The following is an 18,180-nucleotide window of genomic DNA, read 5'->3' as shown; positions in this document are numbered from 1 at the left end:
TCAGCCTGGGTTGATCAGCCGGCGTTGATCAGCCGGTGTTGCGCAGTCCGGCCGCGACACCGTTGACGGTGAGCAGCAGGGCGCGGGCGAGCAGCGGGTCGGCTTCCTCGCCGCGTTCGGCCGCCTGGCGCTGGCGGGCCAGCAGGGACACCTGGAGGTAGGAGATCGGGTCCAGGTAGGCGTCGCGGATGGCGAAGGTCTGCTGGAGCACCGGGCTGGTGCCGAGCAGTTCGGTGTTGCCGGTGACCTTGAGGACTTCCTTCACGGTCAGCGCGTGCTCGGCCTCGATGGCGTCGAAGACGTGCTTGAGCTCGTCGGGGACGAGCGTGTCGACGTAGTGCCGGGCGATGCGCAGGTCGGTCTTGGCCAGGGTCATCTCGACGTTCGAGAGGAAGTTCTGGAAGAAGTGCCACTGCTCGTGCATCTCTTCCAGGACGGTGTCCAGACCGGCCTCGCGCAGGGCCTTGAGGCCGGAGCCGACGCCGTACCAGCCGGGCACGATCTGCCGCGACTGGGTCCAGCCGAAGACCCACGGGATGGCGCGCAGGCCGTCGAGCGAGACGCCCGAGCCGGGGCGGCGGGAGGGCCGCGAGCCCAGGTGCAGGTCGGCGAGCTGGTCCACCGGGGTGGAGGCGAGGAAGTACGTCGGCAGGTCCGGGTCCTCGACCAGCTTGCGGTACGCGGCGTGCGCGGCGTCGGAGACGGTGTCCATGGCCGCGTCCCAGCGGGCCAGCGCCTCGTCGGACTGGCGGGGTGCGGTGTGCAGCGCGGAGGCCTGGAGGGTGGCCGCGACGGTCAGCTCCAGGTTCTCCCGGGCGAGCGCCGGGATGAGGTACTTGTCGGAGATGACCTCGCCCTGCTCGGTCACCTTGATCTCGCCCTCCAGCGTGCCCCACGGCTGCGCGAGGATCGCGTCGTGCGAGGGGCCGCCGCCGCGGCCGACGGTGCCGCCGCGGCCGTGGAAGAGACGCAGCCGTACGCCGTAGCGGTGGGCGACGTCGCGGAGCCGGCGCTGGGCGCGGTGGATCTCCCACTGGGAGGTGGTGATGCCGCCGAACTTGGAGGAGTCGGAGTAGCCGAGCATGACCTCCTGGACGTCGCCGCGGAGTGAGACGAGGCGGCGGTAGGAGGGGTCGGCGAGCATCTCGTCGAGGATGACGTCGGCGGCCTTGAGCTCGTCGGTGGTCTCCAGGAGCGGGACGATGCCGATCTTGGCCCAGCCGCCGTGCAGGTCCAGGAGGCCTGCTTCGCGGGCGAGTACGGCGGCGGCGAAGACGTCGTCGGCGCCCTGGCACATCGAGATGATGTAGGACTCGATGACTTCGGGGCCGAAGCGCTCGAAGGCCTGGCTGATGGTGTGGAAGACGCCGAGGGTCTTCTCGCCCGCGGCGTCCAGCGGGGCCGGGGTCGGGGCGAGCGGGCGACGGGAGCGGAGTTCCTTGGCGAGGAGCTTCTGCCGGTAGTCGCGGGGCATGTCGGCGTAGCGCCAGGACTCCTCGCCGAGGCGGTCGAAGAGCTGGCCCAGCGCGTGGTGGTGGGCGTCGGCGTGCTCGCGTACGTCCATGGTGGCGAGCTGCAGGCCGAACGCGGCGAGCGTACGGATGGTGCGGTCCATCCGGCCGTCGGCGACGATGCCGCCCTTGTGCTTGCGCAGCGAGGTCTGGATGAGGGCCAGGTCGGCGATGAGCTGGGCGGTGCCGAGGTAGTCGCAGCCGGGGCGGTGCGGGGTGCCGGAGGCGAGGCGCTCGCGGGTGTTGACGAGCTTCTGGCGGATGCAGGTGGCCTTGAGCCGGTAGGGCTCCTCCGCGTTCAGCCGCTTGTAGCGGGGGCTGATCTCCGGGAGCGCCTCCAGGTCGGACTGGAGGGAGGCGAGGAGCTCGTCGGTGGCTCCGGTGTAGCGGATGGAGTTGGAGAGCAGTCCGCGCAGCTGGTCGACGAGTTCGAGGGCGTCGGTGATGCCGTGCTCGTGCTGGAGGATCAGCACTTCCCAGGTGACGGCGGGCGTCACGTTGGGGTTGCCGTCGCGGTCGCCGCCGATCCAGGTGCCGAAGGTGAGGGGGCGGGTGCCGGCGGGGAGTTCGACGCCGACGCGCTCCAGCTCCGCGGCCAGGTCCTCCAGGACGTCGCCCACCGCGTTGGCGTGGAGCTCGTCGAGGTAGTAGATGGCGTTGCGGGCCTCGTCTGCGGGCTCCGGGCGGACCACGCGGAGCTCGTCGGTCTGCCAGATGAGGTCGATGTTCTCGGCGAGCCGGATGTCCTGGCGGCGCCGGTCGGCCTCGATGACCGGCGTCTCCAGGAGTGCGGCGATGCGGCGGAGCTTGTTCAGTACGGAGCGCCGCGCGGCCTCGGTGGGGTGCGCGGTGAAGACGGGCCGTACGTTCAGGTTCTTGACGGTGGCCCGCAGGTGCTCCGGGTCGGCGTCCTTGAGCCGGTCGGCGGTGCGGGCGAGGAGCCCGCCCTCGGCGGCACGCCGGTCGCGCATCTCGTGGGCGCGGTGGACCTGCTCGGTCACGTTGGCGAGGTGGAAGTAGGTGGAGAAGGCGCGCACGAGCTGCGCGGCGGTCTCCAGGTCCGTGTCGCCGAGAAGTTCGGCCGCGGCCTCACCGTCGGTGCGGGTCAGGGCGCGGACCCGCTCGACGAGGTCGAGGAGTTCCTGGCCCTCCTGGCGGACGAGGGCCTCGCCCAGGAGGTCGCCGAGGCGGCGGATGTCGGCGCGCAGCTCGGGGCTGGCGGCAGGGGTCTGGTCGGCACTGCTCACAGTGTGCGGCTCCTTGCAGTGGTTGAGCACGGGATCCGGGGCCCTCGGCTGGCAGCGGGTGCCACGCCACCCCCGGGAAAGCAGAGTGCGGACCGCGCTGTCCGACCTCTCCAGGATAGGTGTCCGTGCTTTCGGTGCTGTTCGCGCCCCGAAAGGTGTCCGCACTTCAAGACGGGTCCCCCAGGGGTACGCCTTCTGCCCCTACCCCGGATGCCGCCACTCTGCGCCCGGTCGGCTGCTCCCTCTTGTGGCGGGCCTCCGCGCTGCCATACTTACGACGCCGTAGGTTACGCATGCGTAGCCCCCGTCTGTCCGTTGCGTCTCACCCCACAGGGGACTCCCCATGAAGACCAGCCCCGACGTGATCGAGGCCGCTCCGGCGGCCGACGGTCCTCCCTCCGCCACGCTCGGCGGGGACAACAAGCGTTCCATCGAGCAGATCGCTCTTCTGCTGTTCATCGTCGTGCCGTTCGTGGCCCTGGTCGCGGCGGTGCCGCTGGCCTGGGGCCGCGGTGTCAGCTGGCTCGATCTGGGTCTGATGGTGGCCATGTATTTCATCGGCTGCCACGGCATCACGATCGGCTTCCACCGCTACTTCACCCATGGCTCGTTCAAGGCGAAGCGTCCGCTCCGTATCGCCTTGGCCGTGGCCGGTTCGCTCGCCGTGGAGGGTCCCCTGGTGCGCTGGGTGGCCGATCACCGCAAGCACCACCGCTACTCGGACGCCGAGGGCGACCCGCACTCGCCGTGGCGTTTCGGCGAGACGCTGCCGGCCCTGATGAAGGGGCTGTGGTGGGCGCACATCGCCTGGATGTTCGACGAGGAGCGGACGCCGCAGCAGAAGTACGCCCCCGACCTGGTCCGGGACCCCGCGATCCGCGGGATCTCCCGGCACTTCCTGTCCTTCACGATTCTCTCGCTGGCGATCCCGCCGCTGGTCGGCGGTCTGGTCACGATGTCGTGGTGGGGTGCGGCGACGGCGTTCTTCTGGGGCTCCCTGGTCCGGGTCGCGCTGCTGCACCATGTGACCTGGTCGATCAACTCCATCTGCCACGCGGTGGGCAAGCGTCCGTTCAGGTCCCGGGACAAATCGGGGAACGTGTGGTGGCTGGCGGTTCTGTCGTGCGGTGAGTCCTGGCACAACCTTCATCACGCCGACCCGACGAGTGCGCGGCACGGCGTGATGAAGGGGCAGATCGATTCGAGTGCCCGGCTGATCCGCTGGTTCGAGCAGCTGGGCTGGGCGACCGACGTGCGCTGGCCCGACGCCGCCCGTATCGAGTCCCGGCGCCACCCGGCGGAGGCCGACGCGGCATGATTGACGACGTGGCGACCGACGGAAGCACAAGCAGCGAGAACACCCGTGCACCCTCCACCCGGCGAGCCCGGCGGGTGCGGATGACCGGGAAGGAACGCCGCGAGCAACTGCTGGACATCGGTCGCACGCTCTTCGCCGACAAGGGGTTCGAGGGCACATCGGTGGAGGAGATCGCGGCGCGTGCCGGGGTCTCCAAGCCGGTGGTCTACGAGCACTTCGGCGGCAAGGAGGGGCTGTACGCCGTCGTGGTGGACCGGGAGATGCGTCAGCTCCTGGAGATGGTGAACACGGCGCTGACCGCCGGTCACCCGCGTGAGCTGCTGGAACAGGCGGCGTTCGCGCTGCTGGACTACATCGAGACGTATACGGACGGTTTCCGCATCCTGGTGCGTGACTCGCCGGTCGCTCAGTCGACCGGCACGTTCGCCTCCCTCATCAGCGATATCGCCACGCAGGTGGAGGACATCCTGGGCCGGGAGTTCAAGGCCCGGGGTTTCGACCCGAAGCTGGCGCCGCTGTACGCCCAGGCGCTGGTCGGCATGGTGGCGCTGACCGGCCAGTGGTGGGTGAATGCCCGCAAGCCGAAGAAGGCCGAGGTGGCGGCGCATCTGGTGAACCTCGCGTGGCACGGTCTGGAGAACCTGGAGTCGAAGCCGCGGCTGATAGGCCACCGCAAGAACTGAGCAGGTGGCGGCCGGGGGAACGGGGCCGTGGCGTGTCCAAGCCGAGACATTGATCCACTGCTAAACCACTTCAGCCCCGGGGATCACAGTTGTAGAGTCTGTGACCATTCCGGGAACACTTCACCCTGCATGTGATGCACCTGTGAAGATGTTTCTCCCGGTTCCACCTTTCACCCCTGGGGGGGGCTTTGTCTTCTGTGGAACCCGGCCGTGCCGTTCCCGCGCGCTCACAGCGCGCGCGGCGGATCGCTGCCTGCACCGCGCTCGTTCTCTCGGCCGGCATGCTGCTGGCCGCTCCGGCCTCGGCCGATGACGCGGCGCCCGCGCCGCACCGCACTGTCCAGCCCCGCGTCCCCGCCGCCGACGCACAGCCCACGCCGACGCTGCCGAAGCGTCCGGCGAAGAAGAAGTCGCCGGCGGCGGCAGCCGAGGGCGCGAAGGCCGCGGCCGTCCCCGCCAAGCCGCGTTTCGACGTGGACGGGGACAGCTACACCGACACGCTGTACCGCGGGGTCGACGGTCACTACTACCTCGTTCCGACGAACGGGACGGGCTCGTACGAGTTCACCGTGAACCCCGGTGACCAGAACGAGCGGCTCAAGGACGTCATCACGCCGGGAGACCTGAACGGCGACGGCAGCCCCGAGCTGCTCACCCTGTCGGCGACGGGCACGCTCGCGATCCACCAGCTCCTGGGCGGGTCCACCTCCGGCTACGCCGACTGGTCCGGCGCCGGCTGGCAGAAGTACAACAAGGTCGTCGCCGCCGGCGACCTGACCGGCGACGGCCGGGGCGACCTGATCGCCCGTACGCCGTCCGGCGACATCTACCTGTACGCGGCCACCGGCAACGTCACCGGCGCACCGTTCAAGGCGGGCGTCAAGGTGGGCTACGGCTGGACCTCCTACGACCAGATCGTCGGCGCGGACGACGTCAACGGTGACGGGATCGGCGACATCTACGCCCGTACCACCGCCGGCGACCTGTACTACTACGCGGGCACCGGAAACGCCGCGTCGCCGTACAAGGCCCGTGTCAAGGTCGGTTACGGCTACGACACGTACAACCAGATCATCGCGACCGACGACGCCACCGGCGACGGGCTGGCCGACCTGATGGCCCGCACGCCGGGCGGCACGCTGTACGGGTACGACTCCGCCGGGGACGGCACGCTCGGCAAGCGCTTCCAGCTCGACACCAACTGGAACTACTCGTCGCTCTTCGTCGGCCAGGGCGGCAACCCGGACTTCGGCAAGAACGAGCTGATGGCGCGCACCAAGGGCGGCACGCTCTACTGGTACTACGCGCTGAACAACGGCAAGCTCAGCACCCGCCAGCAGGTCAGCGACAGCGGCGGCTTCGCGGGTTCGAACATCAGCTTCCCGTCGTCGCTCACCAACGACGGCAACGCCAACCTGCTGGAGACGTACAACGGCACCCTCTACAACGAGGGCGCGACCGTCGGCAGCGGCTGGGGTGTCTACAACACCCTCGTCGGCCCCGGCGATCTGAGCGGCGACGGCAAGGGCGACCTGATCGCCCGCACCAAGGCCGGCGACCTGTACCTCTACCGGGGCAACAACTCGGGCGGCTTCGCCGCCAAGCTCAAGGTCGGCTACGGGTACAACACGTACAACAAGATCGTCGGCGCAGGCGACCTCAGCGGCGACGGCCTCGCCGACATGGTGGCCCGCGACACCAAGGGCAACCTGTACCTGTACAAGGGCACGGGCAGCGCCACCAAGCCGTTCAAGGCACGCGTCAGGATCGGCACCGGCTACAACACCTACAAGCAGTTCGCCGCACCGGGCGACATCAACGGTGACGGCAAGGCCGATCTGCTCGGCGTCGACGGCAAGGGCGATCTGTACCGCTACACGTCCACCGGCACCGGGAAGATCGCCAAGCGCGTGAAGATCGGCTACGGCTGGGACATCTACAACAACCTGTACTAGGCGCGTGTCCTGAAGGCCCGTCCGGTACTGACCGAACCGGCGGGGGGGGCCCGGCCCCGCCCGCGCGGCGGGGGGGCGCGCCCGCCCCCCCCCCCCCCCCGCCCGTCCCAGTGAGGCGCGTCCGGGAGGGCCTCAGCCCTCCGCCGTCTCCCAGAACCGGTCCACGATCCGCGCCAGGAACGCCCGGCCCTCGTCACCCGTCGCGCCCTCCCGCTCCGTCCCCGTACTGCTCCAGCTCAGCGTGGACACCATCAGCGCCTGGTAGTCGGAGTGCAGCTGTTCCAGGACGCCCTGGAGCAGCCGCCGGTCCACCGGCACCAGCTTCGCCACCGGCCGCACATACGCCTGCCAGCGCGTCGTCACCGCGCTGCGCAGCAGCTCGGCCAGCTCCTCGTCCCGCCCGGTCGCCGTCACGAAGCCTGCGGCCGTCAGCCCCAGCGCCTCGGTGAGGGCCGCGGACTGGCGCTCGTTGCCCCGCCACCGCCCGGACTCCTCCATCCGCAGATACGCGGACGTGGCCATGCCCAGCAGCCCCGCCAGCTCGTCGGGCGCCAGCTCCCGGGCGACCCGGTGCTCGCGCAGGGTCCGGGCCGCGGTCAGGAGTTCACCGGGGGCGCACCACAGCACCCCGGCCAGCGCGGTGAGTTCGTACTCGGTCGGCAGTTCGAGCCCACGCTCCCAGGCGGCCACGGTCTCGGCGCTGATCCGGAGTCCGTACTGGGCGCCGAGGCCGTAGGCGACATGGCCGGGAGCCATCCCCAGGGCCTCGCGCAGTCTGCGCGCGGCGGGGGCGTTGAAAGGCGGGGTGGGGTGCACGGCCCTACCGTAAGAGGCCGGAGGCGGTCTGACTACGGTGTGTTCGACCGAGATGTCGGCTCAGAGGAAACTCCTAGTCCGCAAGCCGGACGGCCGCGTGCCCGGACCGGCGCTCCGGACCGCTCCCGAGGCCCGGTCAGCGGGCCTCGGCCACCCATCGGTAGTGCAGCTCCGGGCGTCCGATCTGTCCGTACTGCGGACTGCGCACCGCACGGCCCGCCGTCACCAGATGCTCCAGGTAGCGGCGCGCGGTGATGCGGGAGATACCGAGGTCGAGGCCGGCCGCGGCCGCCGTCACACCGTCCGGGGCCGCTCGCAGCACCCGGGTCACCGCCTCCAGTGTCGGACCGCTCAGACCCTTGGGCAGCCGCGCGGGCTGCGGGGAGCGGAGGGTGGCGAGCGCGCGGTCGACCTCGTCCTGGCCGCTCGCCTCACCGGCCGTCGCGCGGAACTCGGCGTAGCGGACGAGCCGGTCGCGCAGGGTGGCGAAGGTGAAGGGCTTCAGCACGTACTGGACGACCCCGAGCGACACCCCCTCCCGGACCACGGCCAGATCGCGGGCCGAGGTCACCGCGATCACATCGGCCGTGTGCCCGGCGGCCCGCAGCGAGCGCAGCAGGTGCAGACCGTGTCCGTCGGGCAGATACAGGTCCAGGAGCAGCAGATCGACCGGAGTGCGCTCCAGCGCCCGTACCGCCTCGGCGCGCGAGTGCGCGACCGCGGCGACCTCGAATCCAGGGACGCGGTCCACGTACAGCCGGTGGGCGTCGGCGGCGACCGGATCGTCCTCGACGACCAGCACCCTGATCACCGCGTTCACGTGGTTCTCCCCTTCCGTGCGCCGCTGCCGTCGGGCAGCGGCAGCCGCACGGTGAACTCCGCGCCGCCGTCCGGCCCCCGCTCCAGCGCGACCGCCCCGCCGTTGCGGTGTGCGGCCTGCTGCACCAGCGCCAGGCCGATTCCGCGGCCCGCCCCGTGCGTCGACCAGCCACGCCGGAACACCTCGGCGGCATCGGCCGGGTCGACGCCCGTGCCGTTGTCGGCGACCCGCAGCAGCAGTTCACCGTCCCCGGCGAGTGCCGTGACGGTGACCCGGGCGCGCGCGGGACGGGGCGGCGACGGTGTGCGCTGCGCGGGCACGGAGCCGTCCGCGGAGCCCGCACCCGGCGGGCCGGTCAGCGCCTCCGACGCCGCGTCCACCGCGTTGTCGATCAGATTGCCGAGGATGGTCACCAGATCGCGCTGCGGCAGCGTCGTGGGCAGCTCCCCGTCCTCGATCAGGCTGTCGTCGGCCAGCACCAGCTCCACCCCCCGCTCGTTAGCCTGTGCCGCCTTGCCCAGCAGCAGGGCCGCCAGCACCGGTTCGGCGACCGCGCCGACGACGCGGTCGGTCAGCGCCTGGGCCAGCTCCAGCTCCGCCGTGGCGAAGCCCACCGCCTCCTCGGCCCGGTCCAGCTCGATCAGGGACACCACGGTGTGCAGCCGGTTCGCCGCCTCATGGGCCTGCGAGCGCAGCGCCTGGGTGAACCCCCGCTCCGAGTCCAACTCGCCGGACAGTGCCTGGAGTTCCGTATGGTCGCGCAAGGTCACAACGGTGCCGCGCCGCTCCCCGCCCACCACCGGACGGGTGTTGACCACGATCACCCGGTCCGCCGTCAGATGGACCTCGTCGACCCGCTCCTCGGAGGCGAGCAGCGCCCCGGTCAGCGGTGCCGGCAGATCGAGTTCGCCGATCCGGCGCCCGACCGTACCCGGAGCGAGCCCCAGCAGCTCCCGGCCCGCGTCGTTGATCAGGGCGATCCTGCGCTGCCCGTCGAGCATCAGCAGCCCCTCGCGCACCGCGTGCAGCGTGGCCTCGTGGTAGTCGTGCAGCCGGCTCAGCTCGGCGGCGTTCATCCCGTGGGTGTGCCGCCGGAGCCGGGCGTTGATCACATAGGTGCCGATGCCGCCGAGCGCCAGGGCCGCACCCGCCGCGAGCGCCAGCGCGCGCAGCTGCTCCCGCACCTGGGTGGAGACCCGGTCGACCGTGATGCCCGCACTGACCAGGCCGACGATCCTGCCGTGGTCCCGGACCGGTGTGACGACCCGGATCGAGGGGCCGAGCGTGCCGGTGTACGTCTCCGAGAACGTCTCGCCGCGCAGCGCCCGTGCCGTGTGCCCGAGGAAGGTCTCACCGATCAGGCCGGTGGTCGGGTGCGTCCAGCGGACCCGGTGCGGATCCATGATGGTGACGAAGGCGACCCCGGTGTGCTTGCGGGCCGCTTCCGCGTACGGCTGGAGGGCGGCCGACGGGTCCGGGGTGCGGATCGCCTCCCGTACGGATGGTGAATCGGCCACCGTCAGGGCCACTGATCTGGCCTGCCGGGTCGCCGTCTCCCGGGCCTGCGACCTGCCGGAGGCGTACGCGAAGAAGGCGCACCCCGCCACGACGGCCGCCACCAGCACCACCTGCATGGCGAAGAGCTGTCCGGCCAGGCTGCGCGGACGGGCACGGGGGAGACGCATGCTCACAGTCTGCCTGGCCGAAAACATATGAACGAAATGCACGTAAGGGTGACCGGCGTCACAAGGAGCGGAATAGTCGCCCGGGCCCCCAGGGACGGGGGAGGGACAAAGATGAGCCGAGGAGACCCTCGTGGCAGTGGCCGCCGCCAAACGGGACCGTACGAAGTATCTGTATCTCGCCGTGATCGTGGCGGTGGGGCTCGGCATCCTGGTGGGCCTCGTCGCCCCGGACGCCGCTGTTGAGCTCAAGCCGATCGGAACCGGCTTCGTCAATCTCATCAAGATGATGATCTCGCCGATCATCTTCTGCACGATCGTGCTGGGGGTCGGCTCCGTACGCAAGGCCGCCAAGGTCGGCGCCGTCGGGGGTCTGGCCCTCGGCTACTTCCTGGTGATGTCTACCGTCGCCCTGGCCATCGGCCTGGTCGTCGGCAACATCCTGGAGCCCGGCTCCAGCCTCCACATCACCGAGGCGACCCGCGCCGCGGGTGAGGCGCAGGCGGGGGACAGCGAGTCCACCGCGGACTTCCTGCTCGGCATCATCCCCGACACCATGGTGTCGTCCTTCACCTCGGGCGAGGTCCTGCAGACCCTGCTCATCGCCCTGCTCGCGGGCTTCGCACTCCAGGCCCTGGGATCGGCCGGCGAGCCGGTCCTGCGCGGCATCGGCCACCTCCAGCGCCTCGTCTTCCGCATCCTCGCCATGATCATGTGGCTGGCCCCGGTCGGCGCTTTCGGCGCCATGGCCGCGGTGGTCGGCGAGACCGGCGTGGACGCGCTGAAGTCCCTCGCGGTCATCATGGTCGGCTTCTACATCACCTGCGGACTCTTCGTGTTCCTGATCCTGGGCGCGATCCTGCGCCTGGTGGCCGGGCTCAACATCTTCTCCCTGCTGAAGTACCTGGGCCGGGAGTTCCTGCTCATCCTCTCCACCTCCTCGTCCGAATCGGCCCTGCCGAGGCTGATCGCGAAGATGGAGCACCTGGGCGTCAGCAAGCCCGTCGTCGGCATCACCGTGCCGACCGGCTACTCCTTCAACCTCGACGGCACCGCGATCTACCTCACGATGTCCTCGCTCTTCATCGCCAACGCGACGGGTGACCCGCTGAGCATCAGCGAGCAGATCTCGCTGCTGGTCTTCATGGTGATCGCCTCCAAGGGGGCCGCGGGCGTCACCGGCGCCGGTCTCGCCACCCTCGCGGGCGGCCTCCAGTCGCACCGCCCCGAGCTGGTGGACGGCGTCGGTTTGATCGTCGGCATCGACCGTTTCATGAGCGAGGCCCGCGCCCTGACGAACTTCGCGGGCAACGCGGTCGCCACGGTCCTGGTCGGCACCTGGACCAAGGAGATCGACCGGGAGAAGGTCGACCAGGTCCTCTCCGGGGCGCTGCCGTTCGACGAGACGATGCTCTCGGACGAGGGCCCCGCCGAGCCGCCGCACGTCCCCGAGGCCAGGGACGGCGGCGACGAACAGCCCTCGCTCACGAAGGCGTAAACGCCCCCATGCACGCCGGGCCGGTACGGAGTCTCCGTACCGGCCCGGCGTGTGTCCGCCCGCCGGCCGTCCTCGCCCCGCCGCCCTTGCCCTGACGTCGGCGTCAAGGCCTACGGTCGTTCCATGCGAATCGGGGAGCTGGCCGAGCGGGCCGGAACGACGACGCGGACCCTGCGCTACTACGAGTCACGCGGTCTGCTGCCGACACGGCGGGCGGAGAACGGGTACCGCACGTACGACGAGGGCGACCTGCGGCTGCTCCGGCAGATCCGGACCCTGCAGGACTTCGGGTTCGACCTGGAGGAGACCCGGCCCTTCGTCGACTGCCTGCGCGCCGGCCATCCGGCCGGTGACTCCTGTCCGGCGTCACTGGCCGTCTACCGGCGCAAGCTCGGCGAGCTGGACGCGCTCATCGGCCAGCTGCGGTCGGTCCGCACGGAGGTGGGCGCCCAGCTGGCCCGCGCCGAGCTGGAGGCATCCGCCGAGCTGCCCGGCGGCCCCGAACCACGATGTGAACTGAACTGGGAGGACGACACATGATCCAGGCGGAAGGCGTGGCCGAGGTCACCGACGAGACCTTCGACGCGGAGGTACTGGGGGCCGGGCTTCCCGTCCTCGTCGAGTTCACCGCAGACTGGTGCGGACCGTGCCGCCGGCTCGCCCCGGTGCTCAGCGCCGTCGCCGGCGAGCAGGCCGGCCGGCTCAAGGTGGTGCAGATCGACGTGGACCACAACCCGGAGATCACCGGCCGCTACGCGGTGCTGTCGATGCCGACCCTGATGGTGTTCCGCTCGGGCGAGCCCGTGAAGTCGATGGTCGGCGCCCGGCCGAAGCGCCGGCTGCTCCAGGAGCTCGAAGAGGTGCTCCCGGCGGCCGTCTGAGGCCCGGCCCCGCACAGACCGCCGGACAGCGCTGCCCGGGCTGTCCGACGGTGCGTCACGCCCCGTCCGGTACGGGCACGGAGTGGCGCGCGCCCCCTCAACATCGCGGAGACGTTGATGTACGGTCCACTCGCATGCGCACCCGACTTGTTCTCGCGTGGACCTCAGCACTGACCGCCGCGTTCGCGGTCGCGGCCGCAGCCGGCCCCGTGGCCGCCGCCCCGGCCGATCGCGTGTCCGTGACGCCGACGGCTCGCTGCCCTCAACTCTCCGACGAACTCCCCTGGTACGGCGACAACCGAGCCCAGCTGCAGCGCGTGATCGACGAGCGCGGCACCTGCCACGGCAAGGGCGGCCCACGCCCGGTCGCGGCGTTCGACTGGGACAACACCATCACCAAGAACGACGTCACCGACGCGACCATCAGCTGGTCCCTGCGGCACGACAAGATCCTTCGGCCCGCCCGCTGGAAGGACACCAGCAAGTGGCTGACGGACACCGCGGACCAGGCCCTCACCGAGGCCTGCGGCACCGACGTCGGGGTGGGAGCGCCCCTGCCCACCTCCACCAACGCCCGCTGCGCCGACGAGATCCTCCAGATCCGTGAGGACGGCAGCACGATGAGCGGCGAGGCCGCCTTCGCGGGGAAGTGGAACCACCGGCGCACCGTTCCGCAGTACGCCTGGGTACCCCAGCTGTTCGTCGGACACACCGTCCCCGAACTGCGCGCGTACACGGAGGCCGCCCGCAGGGAGGCACTCGCCGCGCCGGTCGGTGCGACCCGCACCGTCGGCACCCATGTCCTCCCCGCCTACGTCCGGTACTACGAGCAGCAACGCGACCTCGTCCGCACGCTCCAGAAGGCCGGGTTCGACGTCTGGATCGTCTCGGCGGGTTCCGAGCCGGTCACCGAGGTCTGGTCGCGCGGCATCGGAATCGACCGCGCGCACACTGTCGCCATCCGCTCCGTACTCGACCGCAAGGGCCGCATCACGACCAGCAACGAAGGCTGCGGCGGGACGGGCGTCACCGAGGGCGAGGCCATCCCGTACATCGACGGCAAGCGTTGCTGGATCAACCAGGAGATCTACGGGATCAAGGGCCGGGCCGCCTGGAACCAGCAGGCCCCGGACCGTCGGATCACGCTCGGCGGCGGTGATGCCGACACCGACGTGACCTTCGTCGGTGATGCCACGGGCGCGCACCTCGTGCTCAACCGCAACAAGAACGAGGTGATGTGCCGCGCCTACGACAACGCGGACGGACGCTGGGTCGTGAACCCCATGTTCATCGAGCCGCTGCCGCGCAGGACCGCGGCCTACCCCTGCGCGACCGCCGCCTACACCGAGCCCGACGGCGGCTTCGGCCCCGTGCGGCGTGGCGACGGCAGCGTCGTACCGGACCAGCAGGACACGGTGTACTGACGCGGGACCGAGCAGGGAAGACGCCGCGGCGGCCCCGGGAAGCGACCCGGGGCCGCCGCGGCACGAGTGCCCCGTCAGGCGGGCCGCAGCCACATCGTCGCGAGCGGCGGGAGCGTCAGCGTGACGCTGGTGTCCCTGCCGTGCGCCGCCACCGCCTCCGGCTTCAGGGGCTCCTCGTTGCGTACGTCGCCGCCCCCGTACCGTGCCGCGTCCGTGTTCAGGACCTCTGCCCAGGCCGCCGGTCCGTCCGGCACCCCGATGCGGTAGTCGTGCCGCACCACCGGGGAGAAGTGGCAGACGGCGATCAGGGGCGATCCGTCCGTGTCGTACCGGACGAACGCGAAGACGTTGTCCTCGGCGGCGTCCCCCTCCACCCAGGCGAACCCCTCCGGAACGGTGTCGCGCTGCCAGAGCGAGGGCGTCGCCCCGTACACCGTGTTCAGATCGCTGACCAGGGTGCGTACGCCGCGGTGGTCGCTCTCCGCCGCGTACGACGGATCGAGCAGCCACCAGTCCGGGCCGTGGCCCTCCGACCACTCCGCCCCCTGGGCGAACTCCTGCCCCATGAAGAGGAGCTTCTTCCCGGGGTGGGCCCACATGAAGCCGAGATAGGCACGGTGGTTGGCGCGCTGCTGCCACCAGTCGCCGGGCATCTTGCTGACCAGTGACCGCTTGCCGTGCACGACCTCGTCGTGCGAGATCGGCAGCACGTAGTTCTCGCTGTACGCGTACACCATCGAGAAGGTCATCTCGTTGTGGTGGTACTTGCGGTGCACCGGCTCCTTCGACACGTACTCCAGCGAGTCGTGCATCCAGCCCATGTTCCACTTCAGGCCGAAACCGAGCCCGCCGAAGCCGCCGGGGCCGACATGGTGGGTGGCGCGGGTGACGCCGTCCCAGGCGGTGGACTCCTCGGCGATGGTGACGACGCCGGGGTTGCGCCGGTACACCGTCGCGTTCATCTCCTGGAGGAAGGCGACCGCGTCCAGGTTCTCCCGGCCGCCGTGCTCGTTCGGGGACCACTCGCCCTCCTCGCGCGAGTAGTCGAGGTAGAGCATCGAGGCGACGGCGTCCACCCGCAGCCCGTCGATGTGGAACTCCTCGCACCAGTAAGTGGCGTTGGAGACGAGGAAGTTGCGCACCTCGGTGCGGCCGAAGTCGAATTCGAGCGTGCCCCAGTCCGGATGCGCGGCGCGCTGCGGGTCCGAGGGCTCGTACAGCGGCCGGCCGTCGAACTCGGCGAGCGCCCACGCGTCGCGCGGGAAGTGTGCGGGCACCCAGTCGACGATGACCCCGATCCCGGCCCGGTGCAGCGCGTCGACCAGGAAGCGGAAGTCGTCCGGTGTGCCCATCCGCGAGGTCGGCGCGAAGAAGCCGGTGACCTGATAGCCCCAGGAGCCGCCGAATGGGTGCTCGGAGACCGGCATCAGCTCCACATGCGTGAACCCCAGATCCCGTACGTACGCGGGGAGCTGCTCGGAGAGCTGACGGTAGGTGAGACCCGGGCGCCAGGAAGGCAGATGCACCTCGTAGACGGACAGCGGGGCCTCGTGCACCGGGACGTCACCGCGGCGGGCCATCCACTCCTGGTCCTGCCAGACGTGATGGGCGGCCGTCACGACCGAGGCGTTGGAGGGCGGGACCTCGGCGCGCCGGGCCATCGGGTCGGCGCGCAGCGTGTGCGTGCCGTCCGGGCGGCAGATGTCGAACTTGTACAGCGCACCCTCGCCGATCGCGGGCAGGAACAGCTCCCACACCCCGGTCGAGCCGAGCGAACGCATCGGGAAGCCGGTGCCGTCCCAGTAGTTGAAGTCACCTGCGACGCGCACCCCGCGGGCGTTGGGGGCCCAGACGGTGAACCGGGTGCCGGTGACGCCCTGGTGCTCCATCGTCCGGGCACCCAGCGCGGTCCACAGCTCCTCGTGCCGGCCCTCGCCGATCAGGTGCAGATCGAGATCGCCGAGCGCCGGCAGGAAGCGGTACGGGTCCTGCACCTCGATCTCGTTGTCCTCGTAGGCGACCAGCAACTGGTACTCGGGAACCGCCGGCATCGGCAGCAGACCGGAGAAGAAGCCGTCGCCGTCGTCGTGCAGCTGGGCCCGGAGCCCCTTGGCCAGCACGGTGACGGACCGTGCGAAGGGGCGCAGCACCCGGAAGGCGACCCCGCCGCGGATCTGGTGCGCGCCGAGCAGGTCGTGCGGTGCGTGGTGTTCGCCGGCCAGGAGCCGGCCCCGGTCCCCGTCGTCCAGGGCGCGGGCGGGGCGTACCCCCTGGCCTGCGCCGGCCCGGCGGGGCCGCGGCGGTCCGGCGGCGCGCTTCGCCCGCTTGGCGGGCGCGGGCGCGGAGGCGGAGGCGGAGGCGGTGACCGGGACCGTGACCGGCTCGGCGGATGCCGCCCCGGCTTCCACCGGTGCGAGGGTCCCGGTCGCCGGGCCTGCGGAGGGGGCGTCGGCATGCTCGGCGGGCGCCGCGGAGAGAGCGGCTTCGGGGGTGGACGGAGCGGGATCGGGCGCGTTGCGGGACGGCTTGCGGGCGGTCACAGGGACAGCCTCCTCGGGGGTGTGGGCGGGGTGGGGCGGGAGAGGTGGGGCGCCGGAGCCGGGTGCGGGCCGGGCCGCCCGGCGGCGGGTGTCACTCGGCTGCGGCGGCCAGGCGGTGGATCGCGGCCATCGGGACCGGCAGCCAGTCGGGCCGGTGCCGTGCCTCGTACAGCACCTCGTACACCGCCTTGTCCGTCTCGTGCGCCCGCAGCAGCTCCGGTTCGCTGCGGGGGTCGATGCCCGCGGTCTCCGCGTATCCGTCGCAGTAGGCGGACCGGCAGCGGGCCGCCCAGCCGGCGTTCCAGGGCCGGTGCGAGCGGGCCGCGTAGTCGAAGGAGCGGAGCATCCCGGCGATGTCGCGCACCGGTGGCTGCGGGCTGCGGCGCTCCGGGAGCGGGCGGGCCGGTTCGCCCTCGAAGTCGATCAGCGACCAGAAACCGTCGGTCCCGCGCAGGGTCTGGCCGAGATGGAGATCGCCGTGCACCCGCTGGGCCGCCCAGCCGCCGCCCCGGTGGCCCAGTGCCGTCACCGCGTCGAACGCGGCACGCAGCCCGGGGACGTACGGCACCAGCTCCGGCACCGCGTGGGCGGCCGCCTCCAGCCGCTGCAGCATGCCGGCGGCCAGCTCGTCGGTCTGCGCGCGGCGCAGGGCGGGAGTGGGCAGCGCCGCGGCGAGGGCGGTGTGCACCTCGGCGGTGGCGCGGCCCAGCGCACGGGCCTCGGGTCCGAAGTCGCGGCCCGCCGCGAGTGCGCCCAGCGCGAGCTGCCAGCCGTCCTGGGCGCCGCGCAGGAACGGCTGCAGCACCCCGAGGGTGAGGTGCTCGGGCGCGGTGGACTCGAACCAGGCGACGGGGGCCGGGACGCGCCCGCATCCCTCGCCGGAGAGCGCGAGCGGCAGTTCCAGATCGGGGTTGGTGCCCGGGAACACCCGGCGGAAGATCTTGAGGATGTAGGCGTTGCCGTAGACGAGCGAGGAGTTGGACTGCTCGGTGTCCAGCACCCGGGGGGCGAGACCGTCGGGGATCGGGTCGGCGCCCCGGCCGAACCTGAGGGTGCCGAGAGTGCCGGGGGTACGCAGCCGCTCCAGCAGCAGCGCGGCGAGGCGCGGGTCGTACAGCCCGTCGTAGACGGACAGCCCGGCGAGCGGACCCTTCGTCACATGCCCGATGAGGGAGGGCGCCAGCCGGGCCGGCAGCGTGGGGCGTACGCCGAGCAGCAACTGGTAGCAGTCGATGGGTGGCTGGGCGGGCATGGTGGGCTGGTGGACCCGGACCAGCAGATGCAGGAGCCCCGGGCCGGCGCCGGCGGTGCGGCCGGCGGAGTTCTCCACCGGCAGTATTTCGGTCGCCGACACGAGCGAGAAGGCGGTGATGGCCCGCCCCTTGCCGGCGAACCACCGCTGCCGGGGCAGCCATTCATGCAGCAGCGGTCCGAGAGACGGGAGCAGAGCTGTGCTGTTCGCCAGGGTGACCTGAGCGGATGCAGCCTCCGACATGGCATCGCGTCCTTTCCCCGGGCACACCACAGGATGCGAAGAGTGTCCCGGATTGCGGCATTGGCTGTCCGGCTGTGCGGGACGTGTCGGGTCAGGATGGTCCGTACGGACTCGACTCGAAGGGAACGAAACGCCAGGAGGATCCAGGAAGGGTCCCGAAGCGTTCGATATGGGGGGAGAGTGCCCCGTGGGGGGCGGCGGGAAACCCCCCCCCCCGGGCCCTTTGCGCCGCAAACCGGAAGGCGGCGGGCGCGGGCATTAGGATGGGGGACCACTATAAACCCGGTGAGGCCAGATTAAGCAAGTATGG

Annotated in this window: 13 protein-coding genes; 7 read left to right on the top strand and 6 right to left on the bottom strand. The window is 71.2% G+C overall.

Features of this window, described 5'->3' with window-relative positions:
* Positions 1-28 precede the first annotated feature (28 nt).
* The gene (gene ppc / locus ACFVW8_RS25165; protein WP_389693676.1) at positions 29-2,758 is read right to left on the bottom strand and encodes a phosphoenolpyruvate carboxylase; all 2,730 of its coding nucleotides are present in this window, start codon (positions 2,756-2,758) and stop codon (positions 29-31) included.
* A 343-nt stretch (positions 2,759-3,101) separates the two neighbouring features.
* Between ppc and ACFVW8_RS25160 the strand changes: the two genes are divergently transcribed.
* The 3 genes from ACFVW8_RS25160 to ACFVW8_RS25150 all read left to right on the top strand — a co-directional run bounded on the left by ACFVW8_RS25160 (position 3,102) and on the right by ACFVW8_RS25150 (position 6,714).
* Positions 3,102-4,076, top strand: a complete 975-nt coding sequence (locus tag ACFVW8_RS25160; RefSeq protein ID WP_389693674.1) for an acyl-CoA desaturase — start codon at positions 3,102-3,104, stop codon at positions 4,074-4,076.
* Positions 4,073-4,759, top strand: a complete 687-nt coding sequence (locus ACFVW8_RS25155; protein WP_389693672.1) for a TetR family transcriptional regulator — start codon at positions 4,073-4,075, stop codon at positions 4,757-4,759. The genes ACFVW8_RS25160 and ACFVW8_RS25155 overlap by 4 nt, the downstream gene beginning before the upstream one ends.
* Positions 4,760-5,040: 281 nt before the next feature.
* Positions 5,041-6,714 (top strand): FG-GAP repeat domain-containing protein, encoded by a 1,674-nt coding sequence (locus tag ACFVW8_RS25150; RefSeq protein WP_389693707.1) that lies wholly within the window; start codon positions 5,041-5,043, stop codon positions 6,712-6,714.
* A gap of 132 nt (positions 6,715-6,846) precedes the next feature.
* Here ACFVW8_RS25150 and ACFVW8_RS25145 read toward each other — a convergent pair whose 3' ends face one another.
* The 3 genes from ACFVW8_RS25145 to ACFVW8_RS25135 all read right to left on the bottom strand — a co-directional run bounded on the left by ACFVW8_RS25145 (position 6,847) and on the right by ACFVW8_RS25135 (position 10,035).
* Complete coding sequence (locus ACFVW8_RS25145) at positions 6,847-7,470, bottom strand: XRE family transcriptional regulator (protein ID WP_389693705.1); 624 nt, start codon at positions 7,468-7,470, stop codon at positions 6,847-6,849.
* A 196-nt stretch (positions 7,471-7,666) separates the two neighbouring features.
* A complete protein-coding gene (locus tag ACFVW8_RS25140) occupies positions 7,667-8,341 on the bottom strand; it encodes a response regulator (RefSeq protein WP_389693703.1) in 675 nt (224 codons plus the stop codon).
* A 5-nt stretch (positions 8,342-8,346) separates the two neighbouring features.
* On the bottom strand, positions 8,347-10,035 hold the full coding sequence (locus ACFVW8_RS25135; RefSeq protein WP_389693670.1) for an ATP-binding protein: 1,689 nt from the start codon (positions 10,033-10,035) through the stop codon (positions 8,347-8,349).
* A gap of 130 nt (positions 10,036-10,165) precedes the next feature.
* Here ACFVW8_RS25135 and ACFVW8_RS25130 point away from each other — a divergent pair, with 130 nt between their 5' ends.
* The 4 genes from ACFVW8_RS25130 to ACFVW8_RS25115 all read left to right on the top strand — a co-directional run bounded on the left by ACFVW8_RS25130 (position 10,166) and on the right by ACFVW8_RS25115 (position 13,835).
* Positions 10,166-11,530, top strand: a complete 1,365-nt coding sequence (locus ACFVW8_RS25130; protein ID WP_389693668.1) for a cation:dicarboxylate symporter family transporter — start codon at positions 10,166-10,168, stop codon at positions 11,528-11,530.
* 123 nt (positions 11,531-11,653) lie between these two features.
* Positions 11,654-12,070: a MerR family transcriptional regulator gene (locus tag ACFVW8_RS25125; RefSeq protein ID WP_389693666.1), complete on the top strand. Its 417-nt coding sequence runs from the start codon at positions 11,654-11,656 to the stop codon at positions 12,068-12,070.
* Entirely contained in the window at positions 12,067-12,411 is a 345-nt protein-coding gene (gene trxA, locus ACFVW8_RS25120; RefSeq protein ID WP_389693664.1) for a thioredoxin, read from the top strand. Before ACFVW8_RS25125 ends, trxA begins: the two co-directional genes overlap by 4 nt.
* 134 nt (positions 12,412-12,545) lie before the next feature.
* Positions 12,546-13,835, top strand: a complete 1,290-nt coding sequence (locus ACFVW8_RS25115) for a haloacid dehalogenase-like hydrolase (RefSeq protein ID WP_389693662.1) — start codon at positions 12,546-12,548, stop codon at positions 13,833-13,835.
* Between the two features lie 74 nt (positions 13,836-13,909).
* On the opposite strand, the gene glgB is transcribed toward ACFVW8_RS25115, so the two are convergent.
* Both glgB and ACFVW8_RS25105 read right to left on the bottom strand, forming a co-directional pair.
* Positions 13,910-16,375: a 1,4-alpha-glucan branching enzyme gene (gene glgB / locus ACFVW8_RS25110; protein WP_389693660.1), complete on the bottom strand. Its 2,466-nt coding sequence runs from the start codon at positions 16,373-16,375 to the stop codon at positions 13,910-13,912.
* A 91-nt stretch (positions 16,376-16,466) separates the two neighbouring features.
* Entirely contained in the window at positions 16,467-17,870 is a 1,404-nt protein-coding gene (locus ACFVW8_RS25105; RefSeq protein WP_389693658.1) for a maltokinase, read from the bottom strand.
* Between the last annotated feature and the right edge of the window lie 310 nt (positions 17,871-18,180).

The organism is Streptomyces sp. NPDC058221, assembly GCF_042882365.1.
Taxonomy (GTDB): Bacteria; Actinomycetota; Actinomycetes; order Streptomycetales; family Streptomycetaceae; genus Streptomyces.
This window is presented reverse-complemented; position numbering and strand designations above follow the sequence as displayed.

What these genes read in the sequence shown, in the direction of transcription:
- ACFVW8_RS25125 (WP_389693666.1), top strand. Translation starts at nt 11,654, where the DNA reads ATGCGAATCGGGGAGCTGGCCGAGCGGGCCGGAACGACGACGCGGACC.
- ACFVW8_RS25155 (WP_389693672.1), top strand. Translation starts at nt 4,073, where the DNA reads ATGATTGACGACGTGGCGACCGACGGAAGCACAAGCAGCGAGAACACC.
- ACFVW8_RS25160 (WP_389693674.1), top strand. Translation starts at nt 3,102, where the DNA reads ATGAAGACCAGCCCCGACGTGATCGAGGCCGCTCCGGCGGCCGACGGT.
- ACFVW8_RS25105 (WP_389693658.1), bottom strand. Translation starts at nt 17,870, where the DNA reads ATGTCGGAGGCTGCATCCGCTCAGGTCACCCTGGCGAACAGCACAGCT.
- ACFVW8_RS25135 (WP_389693670.1), bottom strand. Translation starts at nt 10,035, where the DNA reads ATGCGTCTCCCCCGTGCCCGTCCGCGCAGCCTGGCCGGACAGCTCTTC.
- trxA (WP_389693664.1), top strand. Translation starts at nt 12,067, where the DNA reads ATGATCCAGGCGGAAGGCGTGGCCGAGGTCACCGACGAGACCTTCGAC.
- ACFVW8_RS25115 (WP_389693662.1), top strand. Translation starts at nt 12,546, where the DNA reads ATGCGCACCCGACTTGTTCTCGCGTGGACCTCAGCACTGACCGCCGCG.
- ACFVW8_RS25145 (WP_389693705.1), bottom strand. Translation starts at nt 7,470, where the DNA reads ATGGCTCCCGGCCATGTCGCCTACGGCCTCGGCGCCCAGTACGGACTC.
- ACFVW8_RS25150 (WP_389693707.1), top strand. Translation starts at nt 5,041, where the DNA reads ATGCTGCTGGCCGCTCCGGCCTCGGCCGATGACGCGGCGCCCGCGCCG.